This is a genomic window from Enterobacter sp. Ag1, from assembly GCA_000277545.1.
Lineage (GTDB): Bacteria > Pseudomonadota > Gammaproteobacteria > Enterobacterales > Enterobacteriaceae > Cedecea.
This window is the reverse complement of record AKXM01000015.1, coordinates 60,497-76,103: the sequence shown is the minus strand read 5'-3', so window position 1 is coordinate 76,103 and position 15,607 is coordinate 60,497. Positions and strand designations below refer to the sequence as shown.

Annotated in this window: 18 protein-coding genes; 14 read left to right on the top strand and 4 right to left on the bottom strand. The window is 53.8% G+C overall.

All coding sequences use genetic code 11. From position 1 onward, the window contains the following. Window positions 1-4 precede the first annotated feature (4 nt). From lptE to lipA, 13 genes are all read left to right on the top strand, one after another. Window positions 5-616 carry an LPS assembly lipoprotein LptE gene (lptE, locus tag A936_RS07010; protein WP_008456062.1) on the top strand — a complete coding sequence of 204 codons (612 nt, stop codon included), beginning with the start codon at window positions 5-7 and terminating at the stop codon, window positions 614-616. Beyond that, entirely contained in the window at window positions 613-1,644 is a 1,032-nt protein-coding gene (gene holA / locus A936_RS07005; RefSeq protein WP_008456061.1) for a DNA polymerase III subunit delta, read from the top strand. Before lptE ends, holA begins: the two co-directional genes overlap by 4 nt. Further along, complete coding sequence (nadD, locus tag A936_RS07000; protein WP_008456059.1) at window positions 1,637-2,284, top strand: nicotinate-nucleotide adenylyltransferase; 648 nt, start codon at window positions 1,637-1,639, stop codon at window positions 2,282-2,284. The genes holA and nadD overlap by 8 nt, the downstream gene beginning before the upstream one ends. A 312-nt stretch (window positions 2,285-2,596) precedes the next feature. After that, window positions 2,597-2,914 carry a ribosome silencing factor gene (gene rsfS / locus A936_RS06995; protein ID WP_008456058.1) on the top strand — a complete coding sequence of 106 codons (318 nt, stop codon included), beginning with the start codon at window positions 2,597-2,599 and terminating at the stop codon, window positions 2,912-2,914. Window positions 2,915-2,917: 3 nt separating this feature from the next. Beyond that, a complete protein-coding gene (gene rlmH / locus A936_RS06990; protein WP_008456055.1) occupies window positions 2,918-3,388 on the top strand; it encodes a 23S rRNA (pseudouridine(1915)-N(3))-methyltransferase RlmH in 471 nt (156 codons plus the stop codon). 27 nt (window positions 3,389-3,415) lie between these two features. Then, window positions 3,416-5,317 (top strand): peptidoglycan DD-transpeptidase MrdA, encoded by a 1,902-nt coding sequence (gene mrdA / locus A936_RS06985; protein WP_008456052.1) that lies wholly within the window; start codon window positions 3,416-3,418, stop codon window positions 5,315-5,317. A gap of 2 nt (window positions 5,318-5,319) precedes the next feature. Next, complete coding sequence (gene mrdB, locus A936_RS06980) at window positions 5,320-6,432, top strand: peptidoglycan glycosyltransferase MrdB (RefSeq protein ID WP_008456051.1); 1,113 nt, start codon at window positions 5,320-5,322, stop codon at window positions 6,430-6,432. 16 nt (window positions 6,433-6,448) lie between these two features. Next, complete coding sequence (gene rlpA, locus A936_RS06975; RefSeq protein WP_008456049.1) at window positions 6,449-7,678, top strand: endolytic peptidoglycan transglycosylase RlpA; 1,230 nt, start codon at window positions 6,449-6,451, stop codon at window positions 7,676-7,678. A 143-nt stretch (window positions 7,679-7,821) separates the two neighbouring features. Next, the gene (dacA, locus tag A936_RS06970; protein WP_008456045.1) at window positions 7,822-9,033 is read left to right on the top strand and encodes a D-alanyl-D-alanine carboxypeptidase DacA; all 1,212 of its coding nucleotides are present in this window, start codon (window positions 7,822-7,824) and stop codon (window positions 9,031-9,033) included. A gap of 109 nt (window positions 9,034-9,142) precedes the next feature. Further along, window positions 9,143-9,406, top strand: coding sequence for a DUF493 family protein YbeD (gene ybeD / locus A936_RS06965; protein ID WP_008456041.1), 264 nt, complete (start codon window positions 9,143-9,145; stop codon window positions 9,404-9,406). 74 nt (window positions 9,407-9,480) lie between these two features. Beyond that, the gene (gene lipB, locus A936_RS06960) at window positions 9,481-10,125 is read left to right on the top strand and encodes a lipoyl(octanoyl) transferase LipB (RefSeq protein ID WP_008456039.1); all 645 of its coding nucleotides are present in this window, start codon (window positions 9,481-9,483) and stop codon (window positions 10,123-10,125) included. 245 nt (window positions 10,126-10,370) lie between these two features. Further along, complete coding sequence (locus tag A936_RS06955; RefSeq protein WP_008456036.1) at window positions 10,371-11,327, top strand: YbeF family transcriptional regulator; 957 nt, start codon at window positions 10,371-10,373, stop codon at window positions 11,325-11,327. Window positions 11,328-11,566: 239 nt separating this feature from the next. Next, window positions 11,567-12,532, top strand: coding sequence for a lipoyl synthase (gene lipA / locus A936_RS06950; protein ID WP_008456035.1), 966 nt, complete (start codon window positions 11,567-11,569; stop codon window positions 12,530-12,532). An 86-nt stretch (window positions 12,533-12,618) separates the two neighbouring features. On the opposite strand, the gene tatE is transcribed toward lipA, so the two are convergent. Together tatE and A936_RS06940 are read right to left on the bottom strand one after the other, a co-directional pair. Further along, window positions 12,619-12,825, bottom strand: coding sequence for a twin-arginine translocase subunit TatE (tatE, locus tag A936_RS06945; protein WP_008456034.1), 207 nt, complete (start codon window positions 12,823-12,825; stop codon window positions 12,619-12,621). Between the two features lie 129 nt (window positions 12,826-12,954). After that, window positions 12,955-13,743 (bottom strand): deaminated glutathione amidase, encoded by a 789-nt coding sequence (locus A936_RS06940; RefSeq protein ID WP_008456033.1) that lies wholly within the window; start codon window positions 13,741-13,743, stop codon window positions 12,955-12,957. 103 nt (window positions 13,744-13,846) lie between these two features. On the opposite strand from A936_RS06940, the gene crcB reads away from it, so the two are divergent. Beyond that, window positions 13,847-14,230, top strand: coding sequence for a fluoride efflux transporter CrcB (crcB, locus tag A936_RS06935; protein WP_008456031.1), 384 nt, complete (start codon window positions 13,847-13,849; stop codon window positions 14,228-14,230). A 215-nt stretch (window positions 14,231-14,445) separates the two neighbouring features. On the opposite strand, the gene cspE is transcribed toward crcB, so the two are convergent. Then, window positions 14,446-14,655, bottom strand: a complete 210-nt coding sequence (gene cspE, locus A936_RS06930; RefSeq protein WP_004100146.1) for a transcription antiterminator/RNA stability regulator CspE — start codon at window positions 14,653-14,655, stop codon at window positions 14,446-14,448. 195 nt (window positions 14,656-14,850) lie between these two features. Beyond that, window positions 14,851-15,420: a lipid IV(A) palmitoyltransferase PagP gene (pagP, locus tag A936_RS06925; protein WP_008456022.1), complete on the bottom strand. Its 570-nt coding sequence runs from the start codon at window positions 15,418-15,420 to the stop codon at window positions 14,851-14,853. Between the last annotated feature and the right edge of the window lie 187 nt (window positions 15,421-15,607).

Sequence of the window (15,607 nt, the reverse complement as noted above, 5' to 3'; positions counted from 1 at the left end):
AAGCGTGCGACATCCCTTTATCACCCTGTTAGTAACCCTGGCGGTGCTGGTCACCGCTGGATGTGGTTTTCACCTGCGTGGCAACACGCAGGTCCCCTCAGAGATGAAGACGCTGATCCTCAACTCTGGCGATCCTAACGGTCCGCTAACGCGTGAAATTCGTAAACAGTTGCGCTTAAACGGCGTCACGATTGTTGACGATACCGGCACTGGCGTGCGTAAGGATATTCCGTCCCTGCGCGTGGGCGCCTACGGTCTTAGCCAGGACACCGCTTCAGTATTCCAGAACGGCCAGACCGCGGAATACCAGATGGTGATGGTTGTTAATGCTCAGGTCCTGATCCCAGGGCACGACATTTATCCGATCAGCGCGAAGACCTACCGTTCGTTCTTTGATAACCCACTGACTGCCCTGGCAAAAGACGCCGAGCAGGATTTGATTATCAAAGAGATGTACACCAACGTTGCCCAACAGCTGATCCGTAAACTGATGGCAGTACACGCGGCCGATCTTGCAGCAACGAAAGACGAAGTAAAGCCCGTTAGCGCAGAGAAACCAGCCGTACCTGCAGGCCGGGTGTCCACCACTCTGCCGGCAACCTCTGGTAGCAAATGATCCGAGTGTATCCGGAACAACTCCACGCGCAGCTCAATGAAGGGCTGCGCGCGGCGTATCTGCTGTTAGGTAACGATCCTCTCTTATTACAGGAAAGCCAGGATGCGGTGCGCAAACACGCCCAGCAAAACGGCTTTGAAGAACATCACGCCGTTCAGATAGATGCCTCCACTGACTGGCAGGCTCTGTTTGCTATTTGCCAGGCGCTCAGTCTGTTTGCCAGCCGCCAGACGCTGCTCTTATTGCTGCCGGAAAACGGCCCAAATGCCGCCATTAACGCTCAGCTAGAAACGCTGGTGAGCCTGCTTCACGACGATATTCTGTTACTGGTTCGCGGCAACAAACTGACCAAAGCGCAGGAAAATGCCGCCTGGTTTACCCAACTGGCAAACCGCTCCGTGCTGGTGACCTGCCAGACGCCAGAACAGGCCAATCTGCCCCGCTGGGTATCTCAGCGCGCAAAACAGATGAATCTGACGCTGGACGAGGCTGCTAATCAGCTGCTCTGCTACTGCTATGAGGGCAATTTGCTGGCGCTTTCTCAGGCATTAGAGAGGCTGTCGCTCATCTGGACAGACGGTAAATTGACGCTACCGCGCGTTGAGCAAGCCGTAAACGATGCCGCCCATTTCACGCCTTTTCACTGGGTAGATGCGCTGCTTGCCGGAAAGAGCAAACGAGCACTGCATATATTGCAGCAGCTTCGTCTGGAAGCCAGCGAGCCGGTCATTCTGCTGCGAACCCTGCAGCGGGAACTGCTGCAACTGGTCAATCTCAAACGTCAGTCGGCAACGACGCCCTTACGGACGCTGTTCGATCAGCAACGCGTGTGGCAAAACCGCCGCCAGTTGGTTACTGAAGCGCTCAATCGCGTTTCTTCGGAACAGCTTTATCAGGCTGTTCGTTTACTGACGCGTATCGAACTGACGCTGAAGCAGGACTACGGGCAGTCAGTCTGGGACGAACTCGAAGGCCTTTCTCTGCTGATCTGCCATAAAGCCTTACCGGAAATCTTCATTGATGCCTGATTCATCTCTTCTGGCGCTGTATGGCGGCACCTTTGATCCTATCCACTACGGTCATCTGAAATCCGTTGAAGCCCTTGCCAGGTTGGTGAAGCTGAAAAGCGTCACCATCATGCCCAATAATGTGCCGCCGCATCGCCCACAGCCGGAAGCGAGCAGCGCGCAGCGCAAAGAGATGATTGAGCTAGCAATAGCAGGCAACCCGCTTTTCACGCTGGATGACCGGGAGCTGAGCCGGTCGACACCGTCATGGACCGTGGAAACGCTGGAGCAGATTCGCGCCGAGCTGGGGCCAAAACAGCCGCTGGCCTTTATTATTGGCCAGGACTCATTGCTCAGCCTGCACCGCTGGCACCGCTGGGAAACGCTGCTCACGCTGTGCCACCTGTTGGTCACCCAGCGGCCCGGCTATCCGCTAACCATGGAAACGCCCGAACAGCAAACGTGGCTCGCGCAAAACGTCACTGATTCAGTCGTAACACTGCACCAGCAGCCCGCCGGGAAAGTCTTTCTAGCCCCAACCCCACTCTACGATATCTCCGCAACCACCATTCGCCATCGGCTTGAGAGCAATCAGCCTTGCGACGATCTGCTCCCGCCTGATGTACTGGCTTTTATTCTCCAGCACGGGCTTTATCGCTAAGCGTTGGGGCTCGTCTAAATTACGGGAGGAGAACAGTGAAGCGCACTGGATTACGCTATTATGATTCACCGGGAAAGCCAGCCATTGACACCACTTCTCAGGCTGTTATGCTCCGCTGCCATAATTTCCTGCCCGTAATCCGGCTTTTCTGAAATAGTTTTACAAAAATGGCAATGCAAACTCCGGCGCGCAATGGGATGATAGCCCGCGATTCACGCTGGTCGGCCAATTTTTCAGCCAAAGCCGCCTGCCCTGCTGGTCCAGGGTTATTACGGGCTAAACCAAACACTCTCATTCTCTCAGGGGGAACACTTGCAGGGTAAAGCACTTCAGGATTTCATTGTCGATAAAATCGACGACCTCAAAGCCCAGGACATCATCGCAATTGATGTTAAAGGCAAATCCAGCATCACCGATTGCATGGTTATCTGCACCGGGACATCCAACCGCCACGTCATGTCAATTGCTGAACACGTTGTGCAGTCCTCCCGCGAAGTTGGCCTGTCGCCGATGGGCGTGAAAGGCATCAACGCTTCCGACTGGGTTGTTGTCGATCTTGGCGAAATTATCGTTCACGTCATGCAGGAAGAGAGCCGTCAGCTGTACGAACTGGAAAAACTCTGGAGCTAACGGGTGAAGCTGCAACTGGTGGCCGTTGGAACCAAAATGCCTGACTGGGTGCAGACAGGCTTTACCGAGTACCTGCGTCGCTTCCCGAAAGATATGCCTTTTGAGCTGGTAGAAATTCCGGCTGGAAAACGCGGCAAAAATGCCGATATCAAACGTATCCTCGAAAAAGAGGGTGAAATGATGCTGGCCGCCGCGGGCAAAGGTAATCGAATCGTGACGCTGGATATTCCCGGTCAACCGTGGGATACCCCCCAGCTTGCCACGCAGCTCGAGCGCTGGAAGCAGGATGGCCGCGATGTCAGCCTGTTAATCGGTGGCCCCGAAGGATTAGCACCAGCCTGTAAGGCCGCTGCCGAGCAAAGCTGGTCGCTCTCCACGCTAACCATGCCTCATCCGCTGGTCAGAGTGCTGGTGGCGGAAAGTCTCTATCGGGCGTGGAGCATTACCACCAACCACCCTTACCATCGTGAGTAAACCTGAGCGGGTAATACTAAGCAGCGAATGAAATTACAGAATTCTTTTCGCGACTATACTGCTGAGTCTGCGCTCTTTGTGCGCCGGGCGCTGGTCGCTTTTATCGGCATTTTGCTGCTTACCGGCGTGCTGATCGCCAACCTTTATAATCTGCAAATCGTTCGCTTTAACGACTATCAGACGCGGTCCAATGAAAACCGCATCAAGCTGGTGCCCATCCCGCCCAGCCGCGGCATTATTTACGATCGTAACGGCACCCCGCTGGCGCTAAACCGCACCATCTATCAAATCGAGATGATGCCGGAGAAAGTCGATAACGTTCAGGATACGCTGGAGGCGCTGCGCCCGGTGGTTGACCTGACCGATGACGACATCGCGAATTTCAAGAAAGAGCGTGCCCGCTCGCACCGCTTCACCTCCATTGCGGTCAAAACTAACCTGACGGAAGTTCAGGTTGCCCGCTTTGCCGTAAACCAGTACCGCTTCCCGGGTGTGGAAGTGAAAGGCTACAAACGCCGCTTCTATCCTTATGGCTCCGCGCTAACCCACGTCATTGGCTATGTTTCTAAAATCAACGACAAAGACGTTGAGCGCCTGGATAAAGAAGGCAAGCTGGCCAACTACGCCTCGACCCACGACATCGGCAAGCTCGGTATCGAGCGCTATTACGAAGATGTCCTGCACGGGCAAACGGGCTACGAAGAGGTTGAGGTTAACAACCGTGGCCGCGTCATCCGCCAGCTTAAAGAAGTGCCGCCTCAGGCCGGGCATGACATTTATCTGACCCTCGATCTGAAGCTGCAAACCTACATCGAAACCCTGCTCGCAGGGAGTCGTGCTGCGGTGGTCGTTACCGATCCGCGTACGGGCGGCATTCTGGCACTGGTTTCTATGCCAAGCTATAACCCGAACCTGTTCGTCGACGGTATCTCCAGCAAAGACTACTCTGGCCTGCTAAACGACCCGAACACGCCGTTAATTAACCGTGCGACTCAGGGTGTGTATCCACCGGCCTCTACCGTGAAGCCTTATATGGCAGTTTCTGCATTGAGCGCCGGAGTGATCACCCGCAACACCTCGCTGTTTGACCCCGGCTGGTGGCAACTGCCCGGCTCGGAAAAACGCTACCGCGACTGGAAAAAATGGGGCCACGGCCGCCTGAACGTCACAAAATCCCTGGAAGAATCGGCGGATACCTTCTTCTACCAGGTCGCCTATGACATGGGGATCGACCGCATTGGCGAATGGATGAGTAAGTTTGGCTACGGTCACCTGACGGGCATCGACCTTTCAGAAGAGCGCGCGGGCAACATGCCGACGCGCGAGTGGAAGCTGAAGCGCTTTAAAAAACCGTGGTATCAGGGTGACACCATTCCGGTCGGTATCGGCCAGGGTTACTGGACGGCCACGCCAATCCAGATGAGCAAGGCAATGATGATCCTGATCAACGACGGCATCGTTCGCGTTCCGCACCTGCTGATGAGCACCACCGAAAACGGTAAACAGGTTCCCTGGCAGCAGCCGACTGAAGCGCCGGTGGGCGACATCCACTCGGGCTATTGGGAAATTGCCAAAGACGGGATGTATGGCGTAGCCAACAGGCCTAACGGTACTGCGCATAAATACTTCGCGAATGCGCCTTATAAAGTGGCAGCAAAATCTGGTACTGCGCAGGTCTTTGGCCTGAAAGCCAACGAAACGTATAACGCGCATAAAATTGCCGAACGCCTACGTGACCACAAGCTGATGACAGCATTTGCGCCGTATGACAACCCACAGTACGCCGTGACCATGATTCTGGAGAACGGCGGCGCAGGCCCGGCCGTCGGGAGCATCATGCGTCAGATCCTCGACCACGTCATGTTAGGGGATAACAATACGGTACTGCCGTCGGAAGCACCGGCCGCCTCGGCCGCAGAGGATCAATAAGCATGACTGACAATCCTAATAAAAAAACAATTTGGGATAAGGTTCACCTCGACCCGACCTTCCTGGTGACCATCCTCGCGCTGCTGGTGTTCAGCGCCCTGGTGGTATGGAGCGCCAGCGGCCAGGATATGGGCATGATGGAGCGTAAAATCGGCCAGATCCTGATGGGGCTGGTGATCATGGTCGTCATGGCGCAAATTCCGCCTCGCGTCTACGAAGGCTGGGCGCCCTATCTCTATATCTTCTGTATTATTCTGCTGGTGGCGGTTGATGCCTTCGGGGCCATTTCAAAAGGGGCCCAGCGCTGGCTCGATCTGGGCTTCGTGCGTTTCCAGCCTTCGGAAATCGCCAAGATTGCCGTTCCGCTAATGGTTGCCCGCTTTATTAACCGCGACGTTTGCCCGCCCACGCTGAAAAACACCGGCATTGCGCTCGTCCTGATCTTCATGCCGACCCTGCTGGTCGCAGCCCAGCCGGACCTGGGCACCTCCATTCTGGTCGCCGCATCGGGCCTGTTTGTGCTGTTCCTTTCCGGCATGAGCTGGCGACTTATTCTGGTTGCCGTTCTGCTGGTAGCCGCCTTCGTGCCGATCCTGTGGTTCTTCCTGATGCATGACTACCAGCGCGCGCGCGTGATGATGCTGTTAGATCCAGAAAGCGATCCGCTCGGCGCGGGCTATCATATAATTCAGTCCAAAATCGCCATCGGCTCCGGGGGCCTGCGCGGCAAGGGCTGGCTGCACGGCACGCAGTCGCAGCTAGAGTTCTTGCCCGAACGTCATACGGACTTTATTTTCGCGGTGCTTGCGGAAGAGCTAGGCTTAGTCGGCATTCTGGTGCTGCTGGCGCTCTATCTGCTGCTGATCATGCGCGGCCTGTTTATTGCCGCTCGGGCACAGACCACCTTTGGCCGCGTAATGGCCGGCGGGCTGATGCTGATCCTGTTCGTCTATGTATTTGTAAATATTGGCATGGTTAGTGGTATCTTACCGGTGGTCGGCGTACCGCTACCGCTCGTCAGCTACGGGGGGTCGGCGCTAATCGTGCTGATGGCCGGGTTTGGTATCGTCATGTCGATACATACTCACAGAAAAATGTTATCAAAAAGCGTGTAACTGGATGAGGTGCGCAATGGGTAAGCAAAAACGGTGGGCTGGCGTCTGCATCGCAGCAGCGTTACTGGCAGCATGTTCGTCAAATGATGAGAGTCAGCAGCCGGTTAATCAGGCGCCACAGCCGGCCGTGTGCAACGGTCCAGTCGTGGAAATCAGCGGCGCCGAGCCACGTTACGAGCCGCTGAATACGTCAGTTAACCAGGATTACCAGAACAACGGCAAAAGCTACAAAATTGTTCAGAATCCGGCAAACTTCAGCCAGGCAGGCTTCGCGGCTATCTACGACGCCGAACCGGGCAGCAACCTGACCGCCTCTGGCGAAGCGTTCGATCCTAATGCGCTGACCGCAGCACACCCAACGCTGCCTATTCCAAGCTATGCGCGAATCACTAACCTCGCGAATGGCCGCATGATTGTGGTTCGCATCAACGATCGCGGCCCTTACGGCAACGATCGGGTGATCTCGCTGTCTCGCGCGGCAGCAGACAGGCTGAACACCTCAAACAATACTAAAGTCCGTATCGACCCTATTATCGTTGCACAGGATGGCACCATGTCCGGTCCAGGTACGGCCTGTACGACTATCGCCAAACAGACCTATGCGCTGCCGGCCCGTCCGGATCTTAGCGGCGGCATGGGAAGCGCCTCCTCCCCTTCTCAGCCAGCGGCACCACAGGGCGATGTGCGCGCCATCAGCAACTCGACGCTGCAAAGCGCAGATACCACCGGCGCACCTGTTCAGAGCAGCGGTTTTCTCGGTGCTCCTACGCCACTTGCGGCAGGCGTGATAGAAACACCTGATGCTCCGGCCACGGCTGCAGCAGCCCCCGCGACGCAGCAACCTGTCGCAGCAACAGCGGCACCAGCCGTGGCGCCTACTCCGCCAGTAGCCCCACAGCCAGCGCCGATCGTTGAGCAGCCAGCGCCTGCCGTTTCTGCGCCAGTCACCGCACCAGGTTCAACTCAAGGTCACGTTCAGCGCAGTGCAGCTACAGCAAGCGTACCCGCCAGCAGCGGCCGTTACGTTGTTCAGGTCGGTGCCGTGAGCGACGGCGCACGCGCCAGCCAGTGGCAGCAAAAGTTAAGCCAGCAGTTTGGCGTGCCGGGCGCAGTGTCTCATAACGGCACCGTGTATCGCGTTCAGCTTGGCCCGTTCAGCAGCCGCACTGAAGCCACCGCCCTGCAGCAGCGCCTGATGTCGGAAGCGCAACAGCAGTCATTTGTGACCAACGCTCCCGCTATGTAAAGCTATGACTGGCCTGTTTCTTGCCCGTAAATTTGTGTAAAGACCATTAACAAACTCACGCGCAAAGTCAGATGCCAGTCAAAAATGCTTTTGCTATAGTAAGGCACTTTTTTTAATTCCATCACGGACGTCGTAGTTCCATCATGAATACAGCTCCTTCTGCACGTTTTGTTAAGCGCCTGGCGCTCACCTCGGCTTTCGCTCTTGCGACTATGGCCTCTGCTCAAGCTGACGACCTCAACATTAAAACTATGATCCCGGGCGTCCCGCAGATTGATGCAGAAGCGTATATCCTGATTGACTACAACTCAGGCAAAGTGCTGGCCGAATCAAATGCTGACGCACGCCGCGACCCGGCCAGCCTCACCAAGATGATGACCAGCTATGTCATTGGCCAGGCGATGAAAGCCGGTAAATTCGACGACAATGCGATGGTCACCATCGGCAAAGATGCCTGGGCCACCGGTAACCCGGTGTTTAAAGGCTCCTCGCTGATGTTCCTGCAGCCGGGTATGCAGGTACCGGTCAACAAACTGGTTCGCGGTATTAACCTGCAGTCAGGTAACGACGCCTGTGTGGCGATGGCCGACTTCGTCGCCGGCAGCCAGGATGCTTTCGTAAGCCTGATGAACGGCTACGTTTCTGCCCTGGGCCTGAAAAACACCCACTTCCAGACCGTGCACGGCCTGGACGCTGAAGGTCAGTACAGCTCCGCGCGTGATATGGCGCTGATCGGCCAGGCGCTGATCCGCGATGTGCCGAACGAATACGCTATCTACAAAGAAAAAGAGTTCACCTTCAACAACATTCGTCAGACCAACCGTAACGGTCTGCTGTGGGATACCAGCCTCAACGTTGACGGCATTAAAACCGGCCACACCGATGCCGCAGGCTATAACCTCGTGGCTTCCGCTACCGAAGGCCAGATGCGCCTGATCTCTGCGGTTCTTGGCGGGCACACTTACAAAGGCCGTGAAACAGAAAGCAAAAAGCTGCTGACCTGGGGCTTCCGCTTCTTTGAAACGGTTTCTCCGCTGAAAGCCGGCAAAGAGTTTGCTTCTGAGCCAGCCTGGTTTGGCGATAACGACCGTGTTTCTCTCGGCGTGGATAAAGACGTTTACCTGACCATTCCTCGCGGCCGCATGAAAGATCTGAAAGCCAGCTACGTGCTGACCACCACTGAACTGCATGCCCCGCTGCAGAAAAACCAGGTTGTGGGCACCATCAACTTCCAGTTGGACGGTAAAACCATCGAGCAGCGTCCGTTAGTTGTGTTGCAGGAAATGCCGGAAGGGAATTTCTTCAGCCGAATCATTGATTACATCAAGCTGATGTTCCACCACTGGTTCGGTTAATTATTGAACACTTGAAAGTGTCGAACCTGACCCCATATACTTAGCATCAAAGCAACTCCCGCCCGCCGGCGGGAGTTATTATTTTTATTGCCGTAACGCTGGAGCTACCATGAAAACCAAACTGAACGAACTGCTCGAATTCCCCACCTCTTTTACTTACAAAGTAATGGGCCTGGCGAAACCGGAGCTGGTTGATCTGGTCGTTGAGGTGGTGCAGCGCCACGCCCCTGGTGACTACACGCCGCAGGTTAAACCAAGCAGCAAAGGGAACTACCACTCAGTTTCTATTACCATCAATGCCACCCACATTGAGCAGGTTGAAACCCTGTATGAAGAATTAGGCAACATCGAAATCGTTCGTATGGTGCTGTAATCTGATAACCCGGCTCAGGCCGGGTTTTAGCTGTGATATACTTCCCGCCACCCTTTTCTCCCGGAGACGTTGTTTTGTCTCAAGACACTATCCTGATCCGCACCCTTGGCCTGCAGCCTTATGAACCTGTCTCGCAGGCAATGCATGACTTTACCGACACCCGTGATGAGACGACGGCCGACGAGATCTGGCTGGTTGAGCATCCTCAGGTTTTCACCCAGGGCCAGGCTGGTAAAGCCGAGCACGTCCTGATGCCGGGCGATATTCCCGTTGTGCAAAGCGATCGCGGCGGCCAGGTGACCTTTCACGGCCCTGGCCAGCAGGTTATGTATTTCCTGCTGAACTTAAAACGACGCAAGTTGGGCGTACGGGAACTGGTCACCATGCTGGAACAGACCGTGGTGAACACGCTGGCAGAATATGATATTGAGGCTTACCCCCGCGCCGACGCGCCGGGCGTGTATGTCGACGGACGCAAAATTTGCTCTCTGGGGCTTCGTATTCGGAGGGGATGTTCCTTCCACGGTCTGGCGTTAAACATCAACATGGATTTATCCCCTTTTTTGCGGATTAACCCCTGCGGCTACGCCGGGCTGGAGATGACCCAGGTCAGCCATTTTGCAGAAGGCATCACCGTAGCGGATATCCAGCCCCGGCTGGTAGAAAACTTTATCTCCCTGCTAAACCATCCGCCATACGAATACCGCGAAGTGGAGTAAACGTCAGGCCTGCCTCCCGCAGGCCTGATATTGTCTTTTTATCACTTTTTCGCCCATCGGTTATAATCACTAATTGGATAATTCAGCAACGTCATTATTTAAATAATATGACAGCTGGGAATAGCTTCTGAGGCTTAATTTTTCTCATTCGTGCTTGGGTTGGCAAAATAACTATGCTAATTCCCCCAAACGGTCTATTTGTATCTATAAATATAATATTCTTTATTTTTTAGCGGAGACCTGACATGGGGCAAAACCCACTGTCTGAGAAAAAAATCGTGGATCGCGATGGTGAAAACAACTATCCCGTATTCAAGACATTACGCAACATAGATTTAAACTTGCTGACCATTTTTGAAGCTGTCTACATTCATAAAGGCATCGTCAATGCAGCCAGAGTGCTAAATCTCACGCCCTCGGCTATCAGCCAGTCTATCCAAAAGTTGCGCTATATTTTTCCCGATCCTTTATTCATTCGCAAAGGCCAGGGCGTCACGCCGACGGCGTATGCGGCACACCTGCATGAATATATCAGCCAGGGCCTGGAATCCATTCTCGGCGCGTTGGATTTCAACAACAGCAATGACCAGCAGCGCACCATCACCATTGCCACCCAGCCGTCTATTGGGGCTTTAGTTATCCCCAAAGTCTATTCGGCGATCCGCAAGGTCAATCCAAATCTGCTTATTCGCAATGTGCCCATTAACGATGGTGAGTCCCAGCTCAGCCAGTTTCAAACCGATTTGATTATTGACACAAGTCGCCACTATGCACGCACCATCACCAGCGTGCCGCTGTATCAGGAAAGTATCGCCGTGGTCTGCCGGGAAGGTCATCCCTGTCTTGAACAGCGGCTCACTCGCGAAGATCTGCAAAATATGGAGCACACCTTCCTGATCATGCAGGATGATTTGCTGCGCGACCTACGCCAGGAGATCAGCGAGCGGCTGCCCAACAGGCAGATAGCGTTTAGCAGCTACAACTATGTCACCCTGTCTTCATTACTTGGCAGCAGCGATTTGCTGGGTTTCATGCCCTGGCGGCTGTACGAAATGTTCAAAGAGACCTGGAACCTGCGAGCCGTTGATTGCGATCTGTTTGCTGATAAAACAATGGAAACCAGCATGCATTTTAACAAGCTAAGCATCCGGGACACGGTTCTGCAGGAGATAATCAAAGCCATTCACACCGAGTTCGCTTGATCCTCAGTGGTTTTCACCTCTTGCCGGACGTTTCAGAGGTGAACACCATGCCCGTTAACCTCGTATTTAGCACAAAACAACAACCCATTTACAATTCTTTCTCCATTTCACGTTGGGGTATACTGATTCTCCCTGGCCGTGATGATATACTTCCGGCCATTAATTCAAAAATAGTTGATAGATCCTAACTTAGCTTGAATTAGCCTGACTTCATTATCCGCAACTGGAACACGCACCCTATGAGCAAACCCATTGTGATGGAACGCGGCGTTAAATACCGCGACGCCGATAAAATGGCTCTGATCCCGGTTAAAAACGTGGCGACAGAGCGCCAGGAGCTGTTGAGAAAACCAGAATGGATGAAAATCAAACTCCCGTCTGACTCAACCCGTATCCAGGGCATTAAAGCGGCGATGCGCAAAAATGGTCTGCACTCCGTTTGCGAAGAAGCTTCCTGCCCTAACCTCGCTGAATGTTTTAACCACGGCACCGCGACCTTCATGATTCTGGGCGCCATTTGTACCCGCCGCTGCCCATTCTGCGACGTAGCACACGGTCGCCCTGTTGCGCCAGATGCTAACGAGCCCGAAAAACTGGCACAGACCATCGCCGATATGGGTCTGCGTTACGTCGTAATTACCTCCGTTGACCGGGACGATCTTCGCGACGGCGGTGCCCAGCACTTTGCTGACTGCATCCGCGCTATTCGCGAAAAGAACCCGACCATCAAAATCGAGACGCTGGTGCCTGACTTCCGTGGGCGTATGGACCGTGCGCTGGATATTCTGACCGCAACGCCGCCGGACGTGTTCAACCACAACCTGGAAAACGTACCGCGCGTCTACCGCAACGTTCGCCCAGGTGCTGACTACAACTGGTCTCTGAAGCTGCTTGAGCGCTTTAAAGAAGCTCATCCGAATATTCCAACCAAGTCCGGCCTGATGGTGGGCCTGGGTGAAACGAACGAAGAGATCATCGAAGTGATGCGCGACCTGCGTCGTCACGGCGTAACCATGCTGACGCTGGGCCAGTATCTCCAGCCAAGTCGTCACCACTTGCCTGTACAGCGTTACGTTAGCCCGGATGAGTTTGAAGAGATGAAAGCCGAAGCGCTGGCCATGGGCTTCACCCACGCCGCCTGTGGCCCGTTTGTTCGCTCCTCTTACCATGCGGACCTGCAGGCAAAAGGGATGGAAGTGAAGTAAGACTGGTTACATCTTGTTACTTATAAACTGACATTCATAAAAAAACCGGCCATTCTGAGCCGGTTTTTTTATTTTGCCGTCGTCGTTCAGTCTTTATGAACGATGCGTTGCTCTGCAGCGGCTTCAGCTTCGGTATCGGGCTTTTTGCCATTGTCGTCTTCAGCCATCGCTTTCTTAAAGCCTTTGATGGCAGAACCGAGATCGCCGCCCAGCGTGCGCAGCTTCTTGGTACCAAACAGCAATACGATCAGCGCGCCGACAACCAGCAGCTTAGTAATACTAATCTCTCCCATACCTACCTTCTTTTGTGATGCGTGCCGTGGCAACGGCGAATAAAAGACCTGATTGCATTAACGGACATTTGTCCGCGCGACACAATAGCAATCTGTAACAAGGTGAATCAAGATTTGATTAAAAAAACATCATAACATTTGCGGTGGCGCAAACCGCCGGTTACGCAGCACCGGCAGCATTTGCCTGACGTCCAGCACTCGCTCTGCTGTCATCTCGGCAAAAATCAGCGCAGGCACCTCGGCTGCAGCCGCAACGGTCACGCCCAGCGGGTCAATGATTCGGCTCTGGCCGATATTTTTATTGCCGCACTCCCCGGAAGCAACCATGTAGCAGGTTGAATCCAGCGCGCGAGCGGCGAGCAGTGTCGCCCAGTGAGCCTCTTTATGCGGCCCTTTTAGCCACGCTGCAGGCAAAACCAGCACTTCTGCTCCGCTAAGCGCCAGGCTCAACGCCATGTCAGGAAAACGAAGATCGTAGCAGGTCATCAGCCCGACGTTCATGCCGGCAACCTTAATCAAGGGGGCCAGGCTTGCTCCGGCATCCACCTGCTTAGATTCCTGCACGCTGAAAGCGTCATACAGATGAACCTTCTGGTAGCTCGCCACAATCTCACCGCCACGAATGGCCAGCAAAGTGTTTGCCGCCCGTCCATCACGGGTAGGGACATGCAGCGTTAGCACCGTTGTCATCTCGTTCTTCCGGCTTTCAGCCCGCAGCTGTTGTACATAGCCGTCATCCAGCTTCTGCGCGGACTTGACTGACATATCCGGGTCAGTATCACTCCGGGCTAGCACCGCTTCGGGTAAGACTAACAAATCGGCCTCTTTGGCCGCCGCTTGCGCCATAAGACTGACGCAGGTCGTCGCATTTTCCTGCCAGACTGGCCCCACCACAAACTGCCCGACCGCCACCTTCATATTCGCCTCGCCGTTCAAAGGATTAATTACAGCACATTGGGTATAAATCTCCCGACCTGAACGCTACACTTTTCCCATTGTTGATGTTTAATAAGGATTAACCGTGATTCAGATGCTATTCGCCGTCTTTATCGGCGGCGGGATGGGCAGCGTAGCACGCTGGTTTCTTAGTATGAAGTTCAATCCCCTGCATATGGGGATCCCCATCGGGACGCTAATCGCTAACCTGACCGGGGCGTTTATCATCGGCCTTGGGCTGGCGCTGTTCAGCCGCTTCAGCAACGTCGATCCGATGTGGAAGCTGCTGATAACCACCGGTTTCTGCGGCGGCCTGACCACGTTTTCGACGTTTTCTGCGGAAGTGATTTTGCTGCTGCAGGATGGGCGATTGATGTGGGCCAGCATGAACGTCCTGCTCAACCTGGCCGGCTCGTTTATCATGACCGCGCTCGCATTTTGGCTGGTTTCTCTCTTCGTGACCCAATAAGCCCTGAAGCGTTAATGTTAGCTTAATTTTTCTCTGCCACTATCCCAGCCATATCTTTGGGGGAGCGGGCAATGAAAGAGCAAATAACCGGCTGGGCGAGCGTGCTGATAAGCGTCGTTATCGTTGGGCTGTTTTTGAAAACTTATCTGTTTGCCTAAAATCACAGGCAAAAAAAAACCCGCCTTGGCGGGTTTTTATATTCTACTGGTAATGACTTAGATAGGCATTACGTTTGCAGCAGAAGGGCCTTTGGCACCGTTAGTGATTTCAAACTCAACGCGCTGGCCTTCAGCCAGGGTTTTGAAACCATTGCTCTGGATTGCAGAGAAGTGTACGAACACGTCTTTGCTGCCATCTTCCGGAGTAATGAAGCCGAAGCCTTTGGATTCATTAAACCACTTAACGTTACCTTTAATCTTAGACATCAAAATTACCTTTACATGAAAAAACGACACAAATGCTGTGTCGGGCATCAGTACAACAATTGTGGTGGCTTTTGTCCAGTCCAGAATTGCTAAAAAGTGATAAAAGTCGCTAACTTTTTACTAGCTTGCGCATTACACCTTGTTTTTTAAGGGGTATAAAAACCCTCAGTTTTCACCGGCTTCAGGCCGACAAAATCAGAACTGGAAACGCATCCACGCGAAGTAGACGTTACCGTTGTTATAGGTGCCTGGAATGTAGGTCATCTGGAAGGTTGCCGGGCCGTAGCCAATAGACGCCAGCGGCAGCACTACCGGGATTGGGATGTATTTCCAGTTGTCGCGAGCAGTAACCCCGACGGTGTACCCCAACCCTAAATGGAAATTATCATCGCTCAGCGGGCGCCAGGTTTTCTCCCAACCATAGCCGCCGATTGGCTCCCACTTATTGAAGGAGTCCTTGAACGCCATCAAATAGATGCCGTTCCAGTTACCATTCTCATCCCAACGGGACTGGCCAAAACCCGCGCCCCACGGCCGCTCGTTGTAGCGATCCGTTTTTTCTTTGTCATAGGCAAAGCGGGCGTGCCAGGTAATCGCCGGCACGTAAAGATCGTAGTGTTCTGGCTCACTCCAGGTTTTAGACACCTGGCCCGAGAAAGTTTCCCATGCATTGCTGAAAAAGCCGCCTTCCGCAGCGGCAGAAGCGCTCAACCCAAGCGTGCAAACAAAAATCAAAATTGAGAACAGTTTATTTGCGTAAGTCACGTCTTTATTACCATATTAAAATTCGACAGGTACCTTACTGAATTATATCTCAATGAAAGCTAAATCAGCACATGACTTGTAAAGAAAATTGTCCACTGCCTGTTGTCAATACGCTGAATTCCCAAATAGATGTCAGACAACGTTGAATAAAATTGCAAGCCGGAGCGCATAACTATATCCGCCCCGG

Excerpts from the sequence above, each read along its gene's own strand:
- rlpA (WP_008456049.1), top strand. The coding sequence starts at position 6,449 with ATGGGTAAGCAAAAACGGTGGGCTGGCGTCTGCATCGCAGCAGCGTTA.
- lipA (WP_008456035.1), top strand. The coding sequence starts at position 11,567 with ATGAGCAAACCCATTGTGATGGAACGCGGCGTTAAATACCGCGACGCC.
- A936_RS06955 (WP_008456036.1), top strand. The coding sequence starts at position 10,371 with ATGGGGCAAAACCCACTGTCTGAGAAAAAAATCGTGGATCGCGATGGT.
- mrdB (WP_008456051.1), top strand. The coding sequence starts at position 5,320 with ATGACTGACAATCCTAATAAAAAAACAATTTGGGATAAGGTTCACCTC.
- holA (WP_008456061.1), top strand. The coding sequence starts at position 613 with ATGATCCGAGTGTATCCGGAACAACTCCACGCGCAGCTCAATGAAGGG.
- dacA (WP_008456045.1), top strand. The coding sequence starts at position 7,822 with ATGAATACAGCTCCTTCTGCACGTTTTGTTAAGCGCCTGGCGCTCACC.
- cspE (WP_004100146.1), bottom strand. The coding sequence starts at position 14,655 with ATGTCTAAGATTAAAGGTAACGTTAAGTGGTTTAATGAATCCAAAGGC.
- nadD (WP_008456059.1), top strand. The coding sequence starts at position 1,637 with ATGCCTGATTCATCTCTTCTGGCGCTGTATGGCGGCACCTTTGATCCT.
- A936_RS06940 (WP_008456033.1), bottom strand. The coding sequence starts at position 13,743 with ATGAAGGTGGCGGTCGGGCAGTTTGTGGTGGGGCCAGTCTGGCAGGAA.
- tatE (WP_008456034.1), bottom strand. The coding sequence starts at position 12,825 with ATGGGAGAGATTAGTATTACTAAGCTGCTGGTTGTCGGCGCGCTGATC.
- mrdA (WP_008456052.1), top strand. The coding sequence starts at position 3,416 with ATGAAATTACAGAATTCTTTTCGCGACTATACTGCTGAGTCTGCGCTC.
- ybeD (WP_008456041.1), top strand. The coding sequence starts at position 9,143 with ATGAAAACCAAACTGAACGAACTGCTCGAATTCCCCACCTCTTTTACT.